The sequence below is a fragment of the Amycolatopsis sp. CA-211722 genome (genome assembly GCF_056828465.1).
Genome location: NZ_CP184752.1, coordinates 4,797,058 through 4,815,048 on the forward strand (window position 1 = coordinate 4,797,058; position 17,991 = coordinate 4,815,048).

At 70.2% G+C, this 17,991-nt stretch carries 20 protein-coding genes; 14 read left to right on the forward strand and 6 right to left on the reverse strand.

Annotated features, from left to right (window positions below; translation table 11 throughout):
• Positions 1 to 5 precede the first annotated feature (5 nt).
• The 7 genes from ACOCEP_RS23195 to ACOCEP_RS23225 all read left to right on the forward strand — a co-directional run bounded on the left by ACOCEP_RS23195 (position 6) and on the right by ACOCEP_RS23225 (position 5,223).
• Positions 6 to 416, forward strand: coding sequence for a polyketide cyclase / dehydrase and lipid transport (locus ACOCEP_RS23195; RefSeq protein ID WP_482331093.1), 411 nt, complete (start codon positions 6 to 8; stop codon positions 414 to 416).
• Positions 417 to 438: 22 nt separating this feature from the next.
• Positions 439 to 1,227: a metallophosphoesterase family protein gene (locus ACOCEP_RS23200; protein ID WP_482331095.1), complete on the forward strand. Its 789-nt coding sequence runs from the start codon at positions 439 to 441 to the stop codon at positions 1,225 to 1,227.
• A 129-nt stretch (positions 1,228 to 1,356) separates the two neighbouring features.
• Positions 1,357 to 1,797: an SRPBCC family protein gene (locus tag ACOCEP_RS23205; RefSeq protein WP_465412053.1), complete on the forward strand. Its 441-nt coding sequence runs from the start codon at positions 1,357 to 1,359 to the stop codon at positions 1,795 to 1,797.
• 14 nt (positions 1,798 to 1,811) lie between these two features.
• Positions 1,812 to 2,954, forward strand: a complete 1,143-nt coding sequence (locus ACOCEP_RS23210) for an ArsA family ATPase (protein WP_482331096.1) — start codon at positions 1,812 to 1,814, stop codon at positions 2,952 to 2,954.
• Entirely contained in the window at positions 2,951 to 3,370 is a 420-nt protein-coding gene (locus ACOCEP_RS23215; RefSeq protein ID WP_482331097.1) for a hypothetical protein, read from the forward strand. The genes ACOCEP_RS23210 and ACOCEP_RS23215 overlap by 4 nt, the downstream gene beginning before the upstream one ends.
• Positions 3,371 to 3,386: 16 nt before the next feature.
• Positions 3,387 to 4,346, forward strand: a complete 960-nt coding sequence (locus tag ACOCEP_RS23220; RefSeq protein ID WP_482339798.1) for an ROK family protein — start codon at positions 3,387 to 3,389, stop codon at positions 4,344 to 4,346.
• 4 nt (positions 4,347 to 4,350) lie between these two features.
• Positions 4,351 to 5,223: an NUDIX domain-containing protein gene (locus tag ACOCEP_RS23225; RefSeq protein ID WP_482331098.1), complete on the forward strand. Its 873-nt coding sequence runs from the start codon at positions 4,351 to 4,353 to the stop codon at positions 5,221 to 5,223.
• Between the two features lie 62 nt (positions 5,224 to 5,285).
• On the opposite strand, the gene ACOCEP_RS23230 is transcribed toward ACOCEP_RS23225, so the two are convergent.
• The 3 genes from ACOCEP_RS23230 to ACOCEP_RS23240 are packed head-to-tail and all read right to left on the reverse strand — an operon-like array spanning position 5,286 to position 7,707.
• A complete protein-coding gene (locus tag ACOCEP_RS23230; protein WP_482331099.1) occupies positions 5,286 to 6,428 on the reverse strand; it encodes a glutamate--cysteine ligase in 1,143 nt (380 codons plus the stop codon).
• 20 nt (positions 6,429 to 6,448) lie between these two features.
• Positions 6,449 to 6,940, reverse strand: a complete 492-nt coding sequence (locus tag ACOCEP_RS23235; RefSeq protein ID WP_482331101.1) for a hypothetical protein — start codon at positions 6,938 to 6,940, stop codon at positions 6,449 to 6,451.
• Complete coding sequence (locus ACOCEP_RS23240) at positions 6,937 to 7,707, reverse strand: alpha/beta hydrolase (RefSeq protein ID WP_482331102.1); 771 nt, start codon at positions 7,705 to 7,707, stop codon at positions 6,937 to 6,939. The genes ACOCEP_RS23235 and ACOCEP_RS23240 overlap by 4 nt, the downstream gene beginning before the upstream one ends.
• 214 nt (positions 7,708 to 7,921) lie before the next feature.
• Here ACOCEP_RS23240 and ACOCEP_RS23245 point away from each other — a divergent pair, with 214 nt between their 5' ends.
• Together ACOCEP_RS23245 and ACOCEP_RS23250 are read left to right on the forward strand one after the other, a co-directional pair.
• Positions 7,922 to 8,683, forward strand: a complete 762-nt coding sequence (locus tag ACOCEP_RS23245; RefSeq protein WP_016332794.1) for a lysophospholipid acyltransferase family protein — start codon at positions 7,922 to 7,924, stop codon at positions 8,681 to 8,683.
• 20 nt (positions 8,684 to 8,703) lie between these two features.
• Positions 8,704 to 9,189 (forward strand): polyadenylate-specific 3'-exoribonuclease AS, encoded by a 486-nt coding sequence (locus ACOCEP_RS23250; RefSeq protein ID WP_482331103.1) that lies wholly within the window; start codon positions 8,704 to 8,706, stop codon positions 9,187 to 9,189.
• Positions 9,190 to 9,296: 107 nt separating this feature from the next.
• On the opposite strand, the gene ACOCEP_RS23255 is transcribed toward ACOCEP_RS23250, so the two are convergent.
• On the reverse strand, positions 9,297 to 10,373 hold the full coding sequence (locus tag ACOCEP_RS23255; RefSeq protein ID WP_482331104.1) for a 3-deoxy-7-phosphoheptulonate synthase: 1,077 nt from the start codon (positions 10,371 to 10,373) through the stop codon (positions 9,297 to 9,299).
• Between the two features lie 281 nt (positions 10,374 to 10,654).
• Here ACOCEP_RS23255 and ACOCEP_RS23260 point away from each other — a divergent pair, with 281 nt between their 5' ends.
• Positions 10,655 to 11,680 (forward strand): 6-phosphofructokinase, encoded by a 1,026-nt coding sequence (locus ACOCEP_RS23260; RefSeq protein ID WP_034322513.1) that lies wholly within the window; start codon positions 10,655 to 10,657, stop codon positions 11,678 to 11,680.
• A gap of 132 nt (positions 11,681 to 11,812) precedes the next feature.
• Positions 11,813 to 13,330, forward strand: coding sequence for an amidohydrolase family protein (locus ACOCEP_RS23265; protein WP_482331105.1), 1,518 nt, complete (start codon positions 11,813 to 11,815; stop codon positions 13,328 to 13,330).
• A gap of 76 nt (positions 13,331 to 13,406) precedes the next feature.
• On the opposite strand, the gene ACOCEP_RS23270 is transcribed toward ACOCEP_RS23265, so the two are convergent.
• Positions 13,407 to 14,849: an aromatic amino acid ammonia-lyase gene (locus tag ACOCEP_RS23270; protein ID WP_482331107.1), complete on the reverse strand. Its 1,443-nt coding sequence runs from the start codon at positions 14,847 to 14,849 to the stop codon at positions 13,407 to 13,409.
• Positions 14,850 to 14,888: 39 nt separating this feature from the next.
• Complete coding sequence (locus ACOCEP_RS23275; RefSeq protein WP_482331108.1) at positions 14,889 to 15,359, reverse strand: group II truncated hemoglobin; 471 nt, start codon at positions 15,357 to 15,359, stop codon at positions 14,889 to 14,891.
• A 104-nt stretch (positions 15,360 to 15,463) separates the two neighbouring features.
• Here ACOCEP_RS23275 and ACOCEP_RS23280 point away from each other — a divergent pair, with 104 nt between their 5' ends.
• The 3 genes from ACOCEP_RS23280 (at position 15,464) to ACOCEP_RS23290 (ending at position 17,974) form a co-directional block, all read left to right on the forward strand.
• Complete coding sequence (locus ACOCEP_RS23280; RefSeq protein ID WP_482331109.1) at positions 15,464 to 15,805, forward strand: winged helix-turn-helix transcriptional regulator; 342 nt, start codon at positions 15,464 to 15,466, stop codon at positions 15,803 to 15,805.
• A gap of 209 nt (positions 15,806 to 16,014) precedes the next feature.
• Positions 16,015 to 17,235: a glycoside hydrolase family 18 protein gene (locus ACOCEP_RS23285; protein WP_482331110.1), complete on the forward strand. Its 1,221-nt coding sequence runs from the start codon at positions 16,015 to 16,017 to the stop codon at positions 17,233 to 17,235.
• 73 nt (positions 17,236 to 17,308) lie between these two features.
• Positions 17,309 to 17,974: a DUF2461 domain-containing protein gene (locus ACOCEP_RS23290; protein WP_016332804.1), complete on the forward strand. Its 666-nt coding sequence runs from the start codon at positions 17,309 to 17,311 to the stop codon at positions 17,972 to 17,974.
• Positions 17,975 to 17,991: the final 17 nt, after the last annotated feature.

Genomic DNA, 17,991 nt, shown 5'->3' on the forward strand with positions numbered 1-17,991 from the left:
CCGCTGTGAACCAGGCGCCGCCAGCTCTCGACATCGTCGACGAGACCTTCCTCGTGGTCCCGCCCTCCACCGTGGCCGCCGCTTTCGCCGATCCGCGATCTTGGTCACGTTACTGGCCGGACCTCGTCCTGGAGGTCTACACCGACCGCGGGGACCAAGGATTGCGCTGGACCGTGCGCGGTGCCTTGATCGGTACCATGGAGGTCTGGCTCGAGCCGGTGCTCGACGGCACCCTGCTGCACTACTTCCTGCGTGCCACTCCCGCCGGCCCGGACGGGGAACCTCGTCCGCTCCAGGCCCGTGACCTGCGGCGGGAGTTCGACCGCAGGGCCCGTGCCGCCAAGGCGATCGCGCTCGGGCTCAAAGAGGTCCTGGAGGACGGGCGCGAGCCCGGGGTCGGCCCCCGGGCTCGGTAGGCACGGGAACACAGGGGAGAGCATGCGGGTTCACGTGGTGTCGGACGTGCACGGCAACGCCGACGCGCTCAAACGCGCGGGCGACGGCGCCGACGCGCTGATCGTTCTGGGCGACCTGCTCGATTTCGTCGACTACCGCGAGCACGACAAGGGCATCATGGGCGCGCTGTTCGGCGCCGAGAAGGTCGGCGAGTTCGCCCGCCTCCGCCGTGAGGGCACTCGTGATGAGACCGTTGCCTTCTCGCGATCGTTGTGGGCCACTTTGGCCGATCCCGCGGCCGCCGTCGGCGAGGCGATCCAGGATCAGTACGCCGTCCTGTTCGGCGCTTTGACCGCGCCGACGTTCGCGACCCCCGGCAACGTCGACGACCCGTCGCTGTGGCCCGAGTTCGCCGGCGACGGCATCACCGTCCTCGACGGCGAGGTCGCCGAGTTCGGCGGGCTGCGCTTCGGGTTCCTCGGCGGCGCGCTGCTCCCGCCGAACGTGGTCCCGCGCCGCAACGGCTTCTGGCGGCCGTATCTGCGCACCCGCGAGGAGTACGACGTCGCGGTCGCCGGGCTGGAGAACGTCGACGTCCTGTGCACCCACATCCCGCCCGCCGTCCCGGAGCTGACCTACGACGTGATCGCCCGGCGGTCCGAGATCGGGTCGGCGGCGCTGGTGGATCTCATCCGCGAACAGCGGCCGCGCTGGTCGGTCTTCGGCCACGTCCACCAGCCGCTGACGCCGCGGACGAGGCTCGGCAGGACCGAATGCCGTAACGTCGGTCACTTCAAAGAGACCTCTCAGCCGTACGTGCTTCGCTGGTGACGGTCGGTCCCGGCCAGAGCCTGATCCTCGGGCCCGTCTCCCCGGATCCGGGCCTTCGGCGAAAAGAAACGCGCGCGTGTGGTCACCCGCCCGCCCGGGAACCGCACGACACGCTCTAGGCTTCACTCCATGGCCGAGCAGTCCACGCAGTCCATCGAGGTCGACGCCGAGCCCGCGCGGGTCATGGCCGTCATCGCCGACTTTCCCGCGTACCCGGAATGGGCCAAGGCCGTCCGGGAGACCGAGGTTCTCGGCGAGGACGACAACGGCCGCGCCAAGCAGGTGAAACTCACCCTCGACGCCGGACCCATCAAGGACGTCTACACCCTCGAGTACGACTGGGACGCCGACGGCCACGGAGTCAGCTGGCACCTGGTCAAGGGGCAGATGCAGAAGGCTCAGAACGGCCGCTACGCGCTCGAAGCGCTGGGCGCCGGCCGCACCAAGGTCACGTATACGCTGTCCGTCGAGCTGGCGCTGCCGATGATCGGGCTGCTGCGCCGCAAGGCCGAGAAGATGGTCATGGACACCGCGCTCAAGGAGCTCAAGAAGCGCGCTGAAGCATCCTGAGTCGAAGGGTAGGCATGCGGATCCTGCTGTTCACCGGCAAGGGGGGTGTCGGCAAGACCACGCTGGCCGCGGCGACGGCGGCGGCACTGGCCGGGCGGGGCAGGAAGACGCTCGTGGTCTCGACCGACCCGGCGCATTCCCTGGGTGACGCCTTCGGCCGCGCGCTCGGCGGTGAACCGTCCGAAGTGGACGAGCTTCTGCACGCCGCCCAGATCGACACCCGCGGCCTCGTCGACAGCAGCTGGCGCGAACTCCGGCAGGAACTCCAGGCCGCGCTCGCGGGAGCGGGCCTCGACTCGCTCGACGCCGAAGAGCTCACCGTGGTGCCCGGAGTGGACGAGCTCCTCGCCCTCACCGAGGTCCAGCGCCTCGCCGAGCACGGTCCCTGGGAGACGGTCGTCGTCGACTGTGGACCGACCGCGGAAACGCTGCGCCTGCTGGCTTTGCCCGAAGCCGTCGCCGGCTACCTGTCGAGGATGTTCAAACCGGGCGCGCGGCGGACGGCGGCCGCGGTGCGGCGGCTCGGCGCCCATCTGGAGTCGCTGCGCACCCTGCTGACCGATCCCGCCACCACGACCGTGCGGCTCGTGCTGACGCCGGAACGCGTCGTCGTCGCGGAAGCCCGCCGTACACTCAGTTCCCTTGCCCTGCGCGGAATCCTGGTCGACGGCCTGATCGTCAACCGGTTGATGCCCGCGCCCGGCTTCTGGCGCGGCGCGGCGGCCTCGTGGATGCGGACCCGGCGCGCGCAGCAGAACACCGTCCTCGCCGAACTCGCCGACGCGGGCTTCGGGCCGGAGCAGGTGAGGCCCGTCGAGTACCGCGCGGTCGAGCCGGTGGGGCTCGACGCGCTGCGGGAGATCGCGTACGAACTCTATCGAGGCCTGGACCCCTTGGCCGGTAACGAAAAAGGGGTGACCCCGCTGTTGCGGGTGTCTGAATCGGACAGTGGCTACGAGCTGCGGATCGCGGTGCCGCTGCACCGCGACTCCGAAGTGGACCTGGCCAGAGTGGACGATGATCTCGCCGTCACCGTGGACGGTTTCCGGCGGCTGATCGCGCTGCCGGAGATGCTGCGCCCGTGCCGGATCACCGGTGCGGAATCCGACGCGCACGGCCTGGTCGTGAACCTGGCCGGGAACCGGGGACCCGGGTGAGCGAGAACGACGAGAAGACCGGATCGGGCCCGCTCGACCTGGCCGAAGAGATCCGGCTGCTGGTAGAGCTGGTCGTCGAGCATGCCGCGCCGTGGCTGGAAGGGCTGATCTCCGCCGGGCACGGCTGCACCGACCACGATTCCGGCGGGTGGTGCCCGCTCTGCGCGATCGTCGGGATCTTCCGCGGGGAGCGGCCCGAGTTCGTGGCCCGCCTGATGGAGCAGGCCGCGCAGCTCGTCGCGCTGCTGCGGGCGGTGCTCGCCGATCGATGGGAACCCGAGGCCGGCGTGCACATGCCGGGGTTCCAGCCTGCGCGGAAGGAGCCCACGGCCGAAGATGTGCAGGTGGGAGCTTCGCGGGTCCAGCACATCACGGTGACCAGGCGCGACGCTTGGCAGCCGGACCGGGAGAACTGAGTTGCTGACGGTAGGGGTGGACGTCGGGGGCACGAGTGTGCGCGCCGGCGTGGTGGACGAGCACGGCTCGCTGATGGACACGGCCAGGGTCGGGACTCCCAGCGGTGAGGACGCGCTCGAAGACGCCATCGCCGGTGTCGTCGAAGACCTCCGCAACCGGCACGAAGTGTCCGGCGTCGGGCTCGCGGTCGCCGGATTCGTCGCGAAGGACCGGCGGACGGTGATGTTCGCGCCGCATCTGTCCTGGCGTGCCGCGCCGGTCGCCGAACGCATCGAGAAGCGGGTCGGCCTGCCGGTGACCCTGGAGCACGACGTGAACGCCGCCGCGGTCGGCGAATACCGCTTCGGGGCCGCCCGCGGCGCTCAGGTCGCCGCGCTGATCGCCCTCGGCACCGGGATCGGCGCGGGACTGCTGCTCGACGGCAAGATCTACCGCGGCGCGTACGGCGTCGCACCGGAACTCGGGCACCTGACCGTCGTCCCCGGCGGCAGGCCCTGCCCGTGCGGGAAGTACGGCTGCTGGGAGCGGTACTGCAGCGGGACGGCGCTGGCCGCGACGGCGGTGGAGCTGCTCGCGCGGCATCCCGGCCGCTCGACCGTGCTCGCGCGCGAGACCAGGGGAGACCCCGGCTCGGTCACCGGCCGCCGGGTCGCCGGTGCCGCCCGCGACGGCGACCCGATCGCCCAGCGCGCGATGACCGAACTGGCGAAGTGGCTGGCCGAGGGCTTGGCCCTGGTCGCCGACGTCTTCGATCCCGAGATCATCGTGATCGGCGGCGGGGTGTCCGAATCGGCGCCGCTGTTCCTCGACGAGGCGCGCGAACGGTACGCGGACAAGATCACCGGCGCCGGGCACCGCCCGCTGGCGCGGATCCGGGCCGCGCACCACGGCGACGATTCGGCGATCGTCGGTGCCGCCGCGCTCGCGGTCGACGCGGCGAAGGCTCCCGGCGCCGAGGTCGGTGTGACAGGCTGAAGCCGTGACCCGGCAAGACGGCAACGGCTTCGTGAAGTGCGACTTCGGGCATCTTCACTGGGGCTTGAACGGCGCCGCCGGGCTGCTGCTGTCCGATCCCGCGCGCGGTGTCCTGCTGCAGCGACGGGCCTGGTGGGTCCATCATGGACGCACCTGGGCGCTGCCCGGGGGCGCCGTCGAAGCGGGGGAGAGCCCGCGTGAGGCCGCCACCCGCGAGGCGCACGAGGAGGCCGACATCCCGCCCAGTCGGGTGCACGCGCTGGCGGCGTCGCACGTCGACCACGGGAACTGGCGGTACACCACGGTCCTGGCCGCGCCGATCGGCCCGCTTTCGGCCAGGGTGAGGAGTGCGGAGAGCGCGGAACTGCGGTGGGTCCGGGCGGCCGAGGTCGCGGACTTCCGGCTGCACCGGGATTTCGCGGCGGCGTGGCCGGGATTGAGGGAACACTTGGATCGCAGGCTGATACTGGTGGTCGACGGCGCGAACGTCGTCGGGTCGCGGCCGGACGGCTGGTGGCGCGACCGGCGTGGCGCCGCGGAACGGTTGCGGGACAAGCTCGCGACCCTGGCGGAGACGGGACTCGCCGATCCGGCGCTGCCCGGTGGCGGCGGCTGGTCGTGGTGGCCGAAGGTCGTTCTGGTCGTCGAAGGCAAGGCGCGGGGAGTAGCGCCGGTGCCGGGCGTCGAGGTCGTGGACGCCGAGTCCGACGGGGACTCCCGGATCGTGGCCGTCGCGCGGGAAGCCCGGGAGGCCGTCCCGGACGACCACGTCGTCGTGGTGACCGCCGACCGGGAGCTGCGGTCCCGCGTCGAGGCCCTGGGTGCCACGACCTTCGGCCCCGGCACCCTCCTGGGGCACCTCGATGCCCGCGTTTAGTCCTCTAAATGCGGTAGTTGCACGCGCAAGGACCGCATTTAGAGGACGAAACGCGGGGAGGATCAGGGGCGTGCGATCTTTCCGTCCCGCATCTCCGCGATGAGCGAAGCGACGACCGCGCGGAGGCTGCCGTTGTACTGCTTCGCCACCGCGCGCTGACGCAGGTAGCTGGGGCCGCAGGTCAGGATCGTCTCCACCGACCGCAGTTCGTCGGCGCAGTCCAGGCGCCGGGCCACCGGCTCCAGCCGGTTCAGCAGGTCGTAGGTGTCTTCGGTGACCAGCCGCTCGTTGCCCGCCGCGTCGAGGATGACGATCGCGTCGACGCCGTAGCGCGCCGCACGCCACTTGTTCTCCTGGACGTGCCAGGGCGGCAGCGTCGGCAGGATCTCGCCGTCGTCGAGGCGCGCGCTGAAATCGTCGACCAGGCATTGGGTCAGCGCGGAGATCGCGCCGACCTCCTCCAGCGTCGGCAGCCCGTCGCACACCCGCATCTCGACCGTCCCGAAATGCGGGGCGGGCCGGATGTCCCAGCGGATCTCGGAGAAGTGGTCGATCACGCCCGTGGTGAACATGTCGTCGACGTAGCTCTCCAGCTCCGTCCACTTCCGGAACTGGAACGGCAGCCCGGCCGTCGGCAGCTGCTGGAACATCAGCGCGCGGTTCGACGCGTACCCGGTGTCCTCCGCGCCCCAGTACGGCGACGACGCCGAAAGCGCTTGCAGATGCGGCGCGTACTTGAGCAGCGCGTCCATGATCGGCAGTGCCTTGTCCCGGTGGTCGACGCCGACGTGCACGTGGACGCCGTAGATCAGCATCTGCCGACCCCACCACTGGGTCCGGTCGATGAGCTTGGCGTAGCGCTCCTTGTCGGTGACCTTCTGCTGGTACCACGTCGAGAACGGATGCGACCCCGCGGAGAACAGTTCGACGCCCAGCGGGTCGAGCACCGAGTGCACGACGTCCAGCGAGTCGTTCAGATCGGCTTTGACCTCGGCGATCGTGTCGCAGATCCCGCTGATCACCTCGATGGTGTTGAGCAGCAGCTCCTGCTTGATCTTCGGGTGCTCCTCCTCGCCGTCGGGACGGACGGCGTCGAGCACCTGCTCCGCGACGGACGAGAGCTCACCGGTCCGCCGGTCGACGAGGGCGAGTTCCCATTCCGCGCCGACCGTCGACCGGCGCGAGGGAGTGAAGTCGATCTTCATCTTCCGAATTGTCCGGCAGATCAGACCTGGGCGCCGTTGTGCGGATCCGCGCCGGGCGGCGGCCCCTGGCGCACCCGCAGCAGGAGCAGGGCTATCGCGGTGGCGAGGGCGAGGATGCCGAGCGGGGTGCCGAGCCGGGTGCCCATGCCGATCAGGTTGGGCGCGATCAGGAGCAGCAGGCCGAGGAGGAAGAACAGCAGGACGATGAACGCGCCCTTGCGCGGACGCGGCAGGGGAGGCGGCTCCGGCGGCACGAAGTGGCCCTCGTCGTCGCCCGCCCCGGCGGGGTCGTCCTCGAAGAGGGTCTTGTCCCAGCTGGTGCCGCCGCCGCGCCAGCCCGGTTCGGCTTCGGCGTCCGACGGCTCGGGCCGGGGTGTCTTCTCGGCGGGCTTCTCCGCCGGTTTCTCCGGGCCGTCGTCGGGGAACAGGCCGACGCCCTCCGCGCGGAGGTCGGCCACGATCTCGGCGAACGTCGCGTCGACGTCCTCCGGCCCGTCCTTGCCTCTGCTCATCCGGCGTCCACCTGTCCCGCCCGGCGCACGGACCGGGCGAAGTCCACCGTACGCGTGAAGATCAGGCCCGCGTCGTGGTCTTGCGTGGCGACGTGGAAGCTGTTCTCCAGCACCACCTCGGTCACGTCGTCGCTGCCGATCCCGTCCAGGATCACCTGGGAGTTGACCGGCTCCACGATGTGGTCGACGGCCGAGTGGAGCAGAAGTACCGGCTGGGTCACCTTGCGCAGATCCGCGCGGGTGAGTTTCCACAGCTTCGCCAGGCTCGCCGCGGCGCGCACGGGCGTCCGCGAGTAGGCCAGCTCGGTCTCGCCGGGCTTCGCGATGTCGTTCGCCACTCCCGGCACCGACGGCAGGATCCTCGACAGGACCGGCAGCAGCTTGGCGTCCCAGCGCAGCGTCAGGACCGACGGATTCACCAGCACGATCCCGGCGATCCGGTCGCCGAACTCCTCGGCCAGCCGCAGCGTCAGTGTCCCGCCCATCGACATCCCGGCGACGAACACCGTCTCGCAGGTCGAGAAGAGCGCCAGGAGCTCTTCACGGACCGCGCCGTACCAGTCCTCCCAGCCTGTCCGGTTCATGTCCTGCCATCGGGTCCCGTGCCCGGGGAGCAGCGGGCAGCGCACCGTGTAACCGGCTTCGGCCAGATGGTCTCCCCACGGCCGCATGCTCGCGGGGGTGCCGGTGAATCCGTGGCACAGCAGGAACCCTGCTTCGGTCGAACCGGTGTGAGCGAACGGTTCCGCGCCGGCGAGGACGGCCATGCGATCGCCTTCCGTGAGAGCTGGGTAGGTCTACCATGTTCGCACGACCGGAGCGGCTTGTGGGGCCCCGGCCACTGCCGGAATCGGGCCGGATCGGGTGTGAGATCCGTCGCTGGGTGCGGGTAACCGGGTGGACTTCGTTGTGCCGGGGGTGCGCGATTCGTAGTCTTGACCATCGGGCGCAGGGGTTGAGCTGCTAGGAGGAGTTTTCGCAGTGCTGTACTGGCTCATGAAACACGTGTTTATCGGGCCACTGCTCAAGGCGCTGTGGCCCACCAAAGTCGTCGGCGCGGAGAACATCCCCGACGACGGTGGCGCGATCCTCGCGGGCAACCACCTCGCGGTCGCCGACTCCTTCTTCATGCCGTTGCGCGTCAAGCGCAAGGTGACCTTCCCGGCCAAATCGGAGTACTTCACCGAAAAGGGCTTCAAGGGCCTGCTGAAGAAGTGGTTCTTCACCGGCGTCGGGCAGTTCCCGATCGACCGCTCCGGCGGTAACGCCGCGCAGGCCGCGCTCGACACTGCGACCCGGCTGGTCCGGGAGGGCCACCTCCTCGGCATCTACCCCGAAGGCACCCGCTCCCCGGACGGCCGCCTGTACAAGGGCAAGACCGGCGTCGCGCGGATCGCGCTCGAGTCCGGTGGTGTCGTGGTCCCGGTCGCCATGATCGGCACCGACAAGGTCAACCCGATCGGCTCGAAGATGTGGTGGCCGCGCCGCCTCGAGATCCGCTTCGGCAAGCCACTCGACTTCTCGCGCTACGAGGGGCTCGCCGGCGACCGCTTCATCGAGCGGTCCATCACCGACGAGATCATGTACGCGCTCATGGAGCTGTCCGGCCAGGAGTACGTCGATATCTACGCCGCCAAGGCGAAGGAACTGCTCGCCGCCGAGGAGGCGGGAGTCCGCCCCAAGGTGCCCGCGCAGCCGTCCGCCCAGGACGTCGCCCGTATCCCGGACACCAAGGTCGGCTGAGGCCCCACTAGGGTTCTCCGGTGCGCTTTTTCTACGACACCGAATTCATTGAGGACGGCGTGACCATCGATCTGGTGTCGATCGGTGTCGTGGACGAAAGAGGACGCGAGTTCTACGCGGTCTCGACCGATTTCGATCCCGGCAAGGCCGGCCCCTGGGTTCGCGACAACGTGCTCCCGAAACTCCCGTCGCCCGCCGACCCGGCGTGGCGCAGCCGCGAGAAGATCCGCACGGATCTGCTCGAATTCTTCGGCAAGCCGCCCGGCGGGATCGAACTGTGGGCCTGGTTCGCCGCCTACGACCACGTCGCGCTGGCGCAGCTGTGGGGGCCGATGCCCGCGCTGCCGCGTCAGCTGCCGCGGTTCACGCGTGACCTGCGGCAACGCTGGGAGGACACGGGCAAGCCGAAGCTGCCGTCGGCGCCGGACGACCAGCACGACGCGCTGGCGGACGCGCGGCACAACTTCCAGCGTTGGCAGATCATCGAGTCCTACTGGCACCGGTAGGCCCTTCGCCCTCGTGAGTGGTAAGGACGGTTCTAACCGTCCTTACCACTCACGAGGGCGTGGCTACGCACGCCGCACACCTTGCGGTCCCAGTCCGAGGCCGGGAGTCAGCGGCGCGAGTCGACCGCCTCCGCGAGGGTGTCCAGCAGCTCCGCCGTCGTGTCCCACCCGAGGCACGCGTCCGTGATCGACTGCCCGTAGGTCAGCGAAGCGGCCGAGCCCAGCGTCAGGTCCTGCCGCCCCTCCACCAGGAAGCTTTCCAGCATCAGCCCCGCGATACCCCGCTCACCGGCACCGATCCGGCCGGCGAGTTCGCGGACGACCGCGGCCTGCCGCACGTGGTCCTTCGCGCTGTTGCCGTGGCTCGCGTCGATGATCACGCGCTCCGGCAGCCCCGACTTCGCCAGCCGCGCCAGCGTGTCGGCCACCGTCGCGGGGTCGTAGTTCGGACCGGCGGAGCTGCCGCGCAGGATCACGTGGCAGTCCTCGTTGCCCGCCGTGGTGATCAAGGCGGCGAGGCCGTCGGGGTTGATCCCCGCGAAGACGTGGCTCGCGCCGGCCGCGCGGGTGGCGTCGACGGCGACCTGGACGTCGCCCTCGGTCGAGTTCTTGATCCCGACCGGCATGGACAGCGCGCTGCACAGCTGCCGGTGCACCTGGCTCGCCGCGGTCCGCGCGCCGATGGAACCCCAGGTCACGGTGTCGGAGATGAACTGCGGGGTGATCGGGTCGAGGAACTCGCAGCCCACCGGCAGGCCGAGCGCGGAGATGTCGAGCAGCAGTTTGCGCGCCATCCGCAGACCGTGGTTGACCTCGTACGTCCCGTCCAGGCCGGGGTCGTTGATGAGGCCCTTCCAGCCGAGCGTGGTCCGGGGCTTCTCGAAGTAGACGCGCATGACGATGTGCAGGTCGCGGCGGTGTTCTTCGGCCTTGACGGCGAGGCGGCGGGCGTAGTCGAGCGCGGCGTCCGCGTCGTGCACCGAGCAGGGCCCGACGACGACGAGGAGCCGGTCGTCCCGGCCGTCGAGGATGTCGACGGCCGAGGCCCGCCCGGCTAGGACGGTATCGGCGATCTCCGCCGTCATCGGATGTTCGTGCCGCAGCATCGCGGGCGACAGCAGCGGGCTGACGGCCGCCGTGCGGTGCCCGTCGAGGGCGATCAGGGTGTCAGCGGAGGGAGACATCGCGGGTCTGGTTCCTTTCGAAAGGGATACCGACCCGCGGGAACTCGCCGAGCCGGTGTGATTCCGGCTCGGGTGGAGGTCAGCGCAGGTTCACGCGGCCGTGCCCACCCGGGGCCGGCTTCGTAAACCAGAAATAGCGCTGCACGGGGCCAAGCTAGCACATCGCGGACGCGGACCGATTCCCGAGGTGGTCCGCCCTGCACCGATCCAGAGAACTCCCGCTACGCTGGCGTCGGGACATGTGACTGTCATCTCTACGGAACACAAGACGGAGGCTTCTCATGCGTGTCGGTGTGCTGACCGGCGGTGGCGACTGCCCGGGGCTCAACGCGGTGATCCGCGCTGTGGTGCGCAAGGGCATCGAGGTGCACGGCTGGGACATCGTCGGATTCCGCAACGGCTGGAACGGTCCCCTCACCGGGGACAGCCGCCCGCTCGGCCTGAACGACGTCGAGGACATCCTGACCCGCGGCGGCACGATCCTGCGGTCGTCGCGGACCAACCCGTACAAGGTCGACGGCGGCGTCGACAAGATCAAGGCCGTGCTCGCCGAGCAGCAGGTCGACGCGCTGATCGCGATCGGCGGCGAGGACACCCTCGGCGTCGCGAAGCGGCTCACGGACGACGGCGTCGGCGTCGTCGGGGTGCCCAAGACGATCGACAACGACCTCGGCGCCACCGACTACACCTTCGGCTTCGACACGGCCGTCTCGATCGCCACCGAGGCCATCGACCGGCTGCACACCACGGCCGAATCGCACCACCGGGCGCTGGTCGTCGAGGTCATGGGACGGCACGCGGGCTGGATCGCGCTGCACTCCGGTCTCGCCGGCGGCGCGAGCGTGATCCTGGTGCCGGAGCGGCACTTCAGCGTCGACCAGGTCGTCTCGTGGGTCGAGCGCCGGTTCGAGAAGGAGTACGCGCCGATCATCGTGGTCGCCGAGGGCGCGCTGCCCGAGGGCGGCGAGGAGAAGCTGCTGACCGGGGAGAAGGACGCCTTCGGGCACGTCCGGCTCGGCGGTATCGGCACCTGGCTGGCCGACGAGATCGCCGCCCGCACCGGCAAGGAGTCGCGCGCGGTCGTGCTCGGGCACGTCCAGCGTGGTGGCACCCCGACGGCGTACGACCGCGTGCTCGCCACCCGGTTCGGCCTCAACGCCGTCGACGCCGTGGCCGACGGGGACTTCGGTGTGATGGTGGCGCTGCGCGGCACGGACATCGTCCGCGTCAAGCTCTCCGAGGCCACCGCCGAGCTGAAGACCGTCCCGGTCGAGCGGTACGAAGAGGCCGAGGTCTTCTTCGGCTGAGCCCGGTTCCAGGAGAAGGCCCCTTACTTCGTGCTGAATTCGAGTAAGGGGCCTTCGTTTTCTTGCGGCCCGGCCTCCGCGGCAAGTTGAATCGGCCATCTGGGGATCCGGGTGAAAGGGACGGCGGTTCTCATGGCGGGTGCGGGATCCAGTAGGCGCGAGTTCCTGAGGTTGCTGGCCGCCGGGGGCACCGGGGTGGCGTTCGCCGGGCTACTGCCCGGCACGGCAGGCGCCGACCTCGGCGAGATCGTCGTCATCGCCGACGTCACCCTGATCGACGGCACGGGTGCCGCGCCGCGGCCGGGCGTTTCGGTCGTGCTCGCGGGTGACCGGATCGTCCGGGTGGGCGCTGCCGCCGACCTGCCGGAGACCGGCGGCGTCCGGGTGATCGACGGCCGCGGCAAATACCTCGTCCCGGGGCTCTGGGACATGCACACCCACGGCGCGGACCTCGAAGAAGTCGTCCCGCCCCTGCACCTGATCCACGGTGTCACGGGCGTCCGCGAGATGTGGGGGTACGCGGAGAACCGCGAGACGAAGGCCAAGATCGAACGCGGTGAACTGCTCGGCCCGCGCATGGTGCTCGCGAGCGGGATCGTCGACGGGCCGGTCACGCTGCTGGCGCCACCGGTGCTCCACGTGTCGACGGCGGCCGAAGCGCGAGCCGTCGTCCGCGCGGAGAAGGCCGCGGGCGCGGAATTCGTCAAGACCTACTCCTACCTCGGACCCGACGCCGTGCGCGCGGTCGCGGACGAAACCCGCGCGCAGGGCCTCCGGTTCTCCGGGCACTGGCCGTACAAGGTGTCCCACCTCGAAGTGAGCGACCTCGGCCAGCACAGCCTCGAGCATTTCTTCGGGGTGTCCATCCACTGCTCGTCGCGGCGCGACGAAATCCTCGGCAGGTTGACGGAGACGCCCTACGACCCCGAGGCGCCGCGTGCGTTCTTCGATCTGGCGCGACGGCTGGAGTTCGAGTCGGTCACCACCTACGACCACGGCAGGGCGCAGGCCTACTTCGGCAGGCTGCGGCGCAACGGCACCTGGCATTCGCCGACGCTGACGATCAACCGGGTGGTCACGCAGCCCGCCGAAACCCACCAGCAGGACCCGCGGCTGAAATACGTGCCCGCGGACATGCGCGAGAGCTGGGTCAAGGGCATCGAACGGCTCGCGCCCAAGACCCCCGAGGACATCGCGCTGCACGAGCGTTACCACCAGGAGACGCTGCGGCTGGTCGGTGTCGCGCACGAAGCGGGCGTCGGGCTCATCGGCGGCACCGACTGCCTCAACCCGTACGCCTTCCCCGGCAGCGGGCTGCACGAGGAACTCGCCTTCCTGGTCGAGGCCGGCCTTTCCCCGGTGCGGGCGCTGAAGACCGTCACGGGTGACGCGGCGAGGTTCTTGGGCAGGGAAGCGACGTCGGGCACGGTGACGGTGGGGAAGGAGGCGGATCTCCTGCTGCTGGACGCGAACCCGGCCGCGGACATCCGCAACGTCGCGAAGATCGACACGGTGATCACCCGCGGCCGGATCCTCGACCGGGCGGAGCGCCAGCGGATGCTCGACGCCGTCGAGGCCGCCGCGAACCGGCCGGAGCCGGCCACGAGCGCCCGTCTCCACTCCCTCGCCCGGCGGGGTTGCTGCTGCTGACCTCCCGCGTTTCGTCCTCTAGTTGCGGTAGTTCGCGATGCCAACTACCGCAACTAGAGGACGAAACGCGGGGACGTCAGACGAGCGCGAGGGTGTCCAAAAGCGACACGGCGCGGGCGATGTCCTCGGTGAGCGGCCGGTCCTCGACGCTGGGGTCGAGCACCGCCGCGGCCGCCTCGTAGGCGTCCCGCGCGGGCAGGGAGACGAGATCCGCCTTCCGCATCCGCAGCGCCCGGACGGCCGCGACCAGTTCGCACGCCAGCACCTGCTGGTACGCCGAGCCCGCCGCGGTCGCCGCCCGCGCGGCCTGGGTGGAGAAGCTCGCGTGGTCCTCGATCCCGCGTGAGACGACGGCGGTGCCCAGCGTCGCCGGGAGCGCCGCCTGCCGCAGTTCGGTGAGTGCGTCGTGCGCGACGTACTCCAGGATCATCACGCCCGAGCTGCCCGACGGCCCGGCCGCGAGGAACGGCCGCAGCCCCGTGAACTCCGGCTCCACCAGGTCGCCCAGCCGGGCCACCGACAGCTCGGCGACCTGATGGACGGTCGCGCGCACCTGGTCGAGCGCGGTCGAGACGTACGCGGTGTGGAAATGCGCGTGGTGGTAGGCGTCCTGGTGCACCGTCGAGATCATCGGGTTCTCGGTGCTGGCGTTGATCTCCACCGCGAGCACGTCGCGCAGGTAGTGGATCGCGTCCAGCGCCGGCCCCTGCACCTGCGGGAAGGCACGGAGACCGAACGGGTCCTGGATCCGCCTGCCGGGCTTGGGCGTGCCCTCCATCCCGAGCAGCCGCCGCATCTCCGCCGCGTACGCGACCTGTCCGGCGTGCGGGCGCGCCTCGTGGACGGGAGTCGCGTAGGCCTCCGGGTTCCCGTCGAGCGCGATGTAGGTCAGCGCCGCGACGACGTGACTCGCCCGCGTCAGGGTGTCGAGCCGCATCGCCGCGAGGGTCGCTTCGGCCAGCGTCGCGGCGTTGCTGCTCATGAACGCGAGCGCGTCGCCGGCCCGCACGGGCACGGGAGGCACATCGCCGGCCAGCCACGGTCGTTCGCCGGTGAGGGCGAGGGCGGTCTCCGCGAGCGGCGCGAGATCGCCGGTGCCGATCGCGCCCAGCCGGTGCACCAGCGGCAGCGCCCCGGTCCGCACGGCGGTGGCCAGTGCCCCGATCAGCTCCGGGCTGAGCCCCGAGCGCCCGGCCAGCAGCTGGTTGAGCCGGATGAGCATCATCGCCCTGGTCTGGCCGGGGGACATGACGTCGCCGCTGCCACCCGCGTGACTGCGCAGCAGCCGCAGCCCGTGGTCCGGCGATTCCCCCTCACCGACCGGGTCCTCCTTGTTGGCGCCGACGCCGGTGGTGCGGCCGTAGACGATGCGGCGCGTGCTCAGCTCCTCGGCGAGTTTCCACGCGCTCTCCGCGCCGCGCAACGCGGCGATCGAGACATCGACACCCAGCGGGCCCTCGGTGCTCGCGGCGGTCACGACGTCCGCGCAGCGCAGGGTCCGGCCGTCCACCCGGATCACGGCGGCCTCCTTTCACGACCGCCTCCACTATGGACGCCTTCAGTCCGACGGCGGCTGCCAGGGCGGCCGGTTGCCCCAGTCCCATTTCGGCATGGGCTCGGGAACGGTGACCTCGCGACCCGGCCGCGAGAACATCACCGCGAGCCTGCTGCCCCATTCGACGTACGCGGCGAACGCGGAGCGGAACTCCGGATCGGCGGGCAGCCCGGCCTCGTCGGCGGCGTCGAAGAGCAGGTTCACCCAGCGGCGGCGCTGCTCTTCGGTGATGGCGCGGCCGAGATGCCGCCCGACCATGTGCCGGTGGCCGCCGTGGTCACGGCTGTAGGTCTCCGGGCCGCCGAACACCTCGGCGAGCCAGACCGCGACGTGCTCGGGGTGGCCGGGGTCCATGTCGCGGAAGACCGGTTCCAGCAACGGATCCTTCAGCACGTGGCCGTAGAAGACGGTGGTCAGCCGTCGCAGGGCGGGAAGCCCGCCCGCCCATTCGTACAACGTCGGCGTCTCGGTCACGTAGGGTCCTCCCAGCGGCGCTGATCTTCCGGTCCGGCAAGGCAACCACCCCGGATCACTCGGGACAACCGCTTACTTTTCGGTGCGTGCCAACGGGAGTGACGATGAAGCGGTACCACTGCGCGGTCGAGCTCGCGGTCGACGTCATCGGCGGCAAGTGGAAGCCGGTGATCCTGGCGCACCTGAAGGAAGGGGTGCACCGCTACGGCGAACTCCGGCGCCGGATGCCGGGTGTCAGCGAGAAGATGCTCATCCAGCACCTGCGCGAACTGGAGGCGGACGGCCTCGTGCTCCGCGAGAGCCGGGAAGGCCGCGTGCCGCACGTCGAGTACCGGCTCACCGAGGAGGGGGACCGGTTACGCCCCGCACTCCAAGCGCTCTACGACTGGGGGACCCGGCGCGCGGCGGATCGCGGCATCACGTTCGAGCCGTTACCCATTCACTGACTGTCGCCATCCCGCCGTGGCCGACGGCCCGGCCGGCGGGCCTGGACCAGCTCTGCGAGGCGCTCCTTGTATTCCCATCGGGGAATGTTCGAAAATGTCCATCCGAAAGTCTTGGTCTGAACCATTGACGGTGTGGTCTAGTCCACTTAGCTTGTGCGTGTCCCGCCGCAGTCCTCTCGTCACCGCTGGTGACCGGGAAGGGAGAACGCATGTCCCGTTTGAACAGGTTCACCGCGATCGCGGGTGCCGCGGCCGTCGCGCTGGGCGCGCTGGCCGTCGCCGCACCGGCGCAGCAGGCCGCGGCCGAACCGGAAGCTCCGGCGGCCTCGGTCGGCAAGGTACTCGGGTACTTCGCCGAATGGGGCGTCTACCAGCGGAACTACCATGTGAAGAACATCGACACGTCGGGTTCGGCGAGCAAGCTGACGCATATCAACTATTCGTTCGGCAACGTGACGAACGGTGGGTGCGCGATCGGCGACGCGGAGGCCGCGACCAGCAAGTTCTACGACGCCGCGGGCAGCGTGGACGGGGTCGCCGACAGCTGGGACACCGGTGCGCTGCGCGGGAACTTCAACCAGTTGAAGAAGCTCAAGGCCAAGTACCCGGACCTCAAGGTGCTGTGGTCGTTCGGCGGCTGGACCTGGTCCGGCGGTTTCGGCGAGGCGGCGAAGAATCCCGCCAAGTTCGCGGAGTCCTGCTACAACCTCGTCAACGACCCGCGCTGGGCCGGTGTCTTCGACGGGATCGACATCGACTGGGAGTACCCGAACGCCTGCGGTCTCTCGTGTGACACCAGCGGCGCGGCCGCGATCAAGAACCTCGCGCAGGCGCTGCGGGAGAAGTTCGGCTCGAAGCTGGTCACCGCCGCGATCACCGCGGACGGCACCGACGGCGGCAAGATCGACGCGGCGGACTACGGCGGCGCGTCGCAGTACTTCGACTGGTACAACGTCATGACCTACGACTACTTCGGCGCCTGGGCCGCGCAGGGCCCGACCGCCCCGCACTCGCCGTTGACCGGGTACGACGGCATCCCGACCGCCGGCTTCCATTCCGACGCCGCGATCCAGAAGCTGAAGAGCAAGGGCGTCCCGGCGGGCAAACTGTTGCTGGGCATCGGTTTCTACGGCCGCGGCTGGACCGGCGTCACCCAGGAGGCCCCGGGTGGCACCGCGACCGGCCCGGCGGCGGGCACCGAGCCGGGTATCCAGGACTACAAGGTCCTGAAGAACACCTGCCCGGCCACCGGCACCGTCGCGGGCACCGCCTATGCCAAATGCGGCAGCGACTGGTGGAGCTACGACACCCCCGCGACCATCGGGGGCAAGGTCACCTACGCCAAGAACCAGGGCCTCGGCGGCGCCTTCTTCTGGGAGCTGTCCGGTGACACCACCGACGGTGAGCTGATCACCGCGCTGGCCAAGTAAGCCCGTCTCCGACGGAAGCGCGTGAAGGCCCCCTTCGCGCGCTTCTGTCGGTGCCGGGGATTACCTTCACCGCATGGGTTTCGAGGGATTCGGCGAGTACGCCATCGACTTCTACGACGGTCTCGAGGCGGACAACTCCAAGTCCTATTGGGACGCGAACCTCGCCACCTACAAGGCCGACGTCCGCGCCCCGATGGAGGCGCTGCTCGCCGAGCTGGTCCCGGAGTTCGGTGACGGCTTCGGCGAGGGCAAGGTGTTCCGCCCGTACCGCGACGTCCGGTTCGCCAAGGACAAGACGCCGTACAAGACCCACTGCGGCGCGGTGATCGAACAGGGCCGCGGCGGCGGCGCGTACTACGTCGAGGTCGGCCCGGCAGGCCTGCGGGTCGGCGGCGGCTGCTTCCACTTCGAGTCCGATCAGCTCGCCCGCTTCCGCAAGGCCGTCGACACCGAGCTGCGCGGCGCCGAGCTGGCCAAGATCCTCGCGAAGCTGGAGAAGGCGGGCTGGGAGATCAAGGGGGACAGGCTCAAGTCGAAGCCGCGCGGGTTCGCCGAGGACCATCCCCGCATCGACCTGCTGAAGTACCGCTCCGTGTACGCCGTCCGCGGCTGGGAGCCGGACGACGTCCTGCACGAACGCGGCGCGCTCGACCGGGTGCGGAAGGCGTGGCGGCAGGTGCGCGCGTTCAACGAGTGGGCGCGGGACCGGGTCGGGCCGAGCGAGAAGCCGCGGCGATAACCACCGAACCCTGGTCG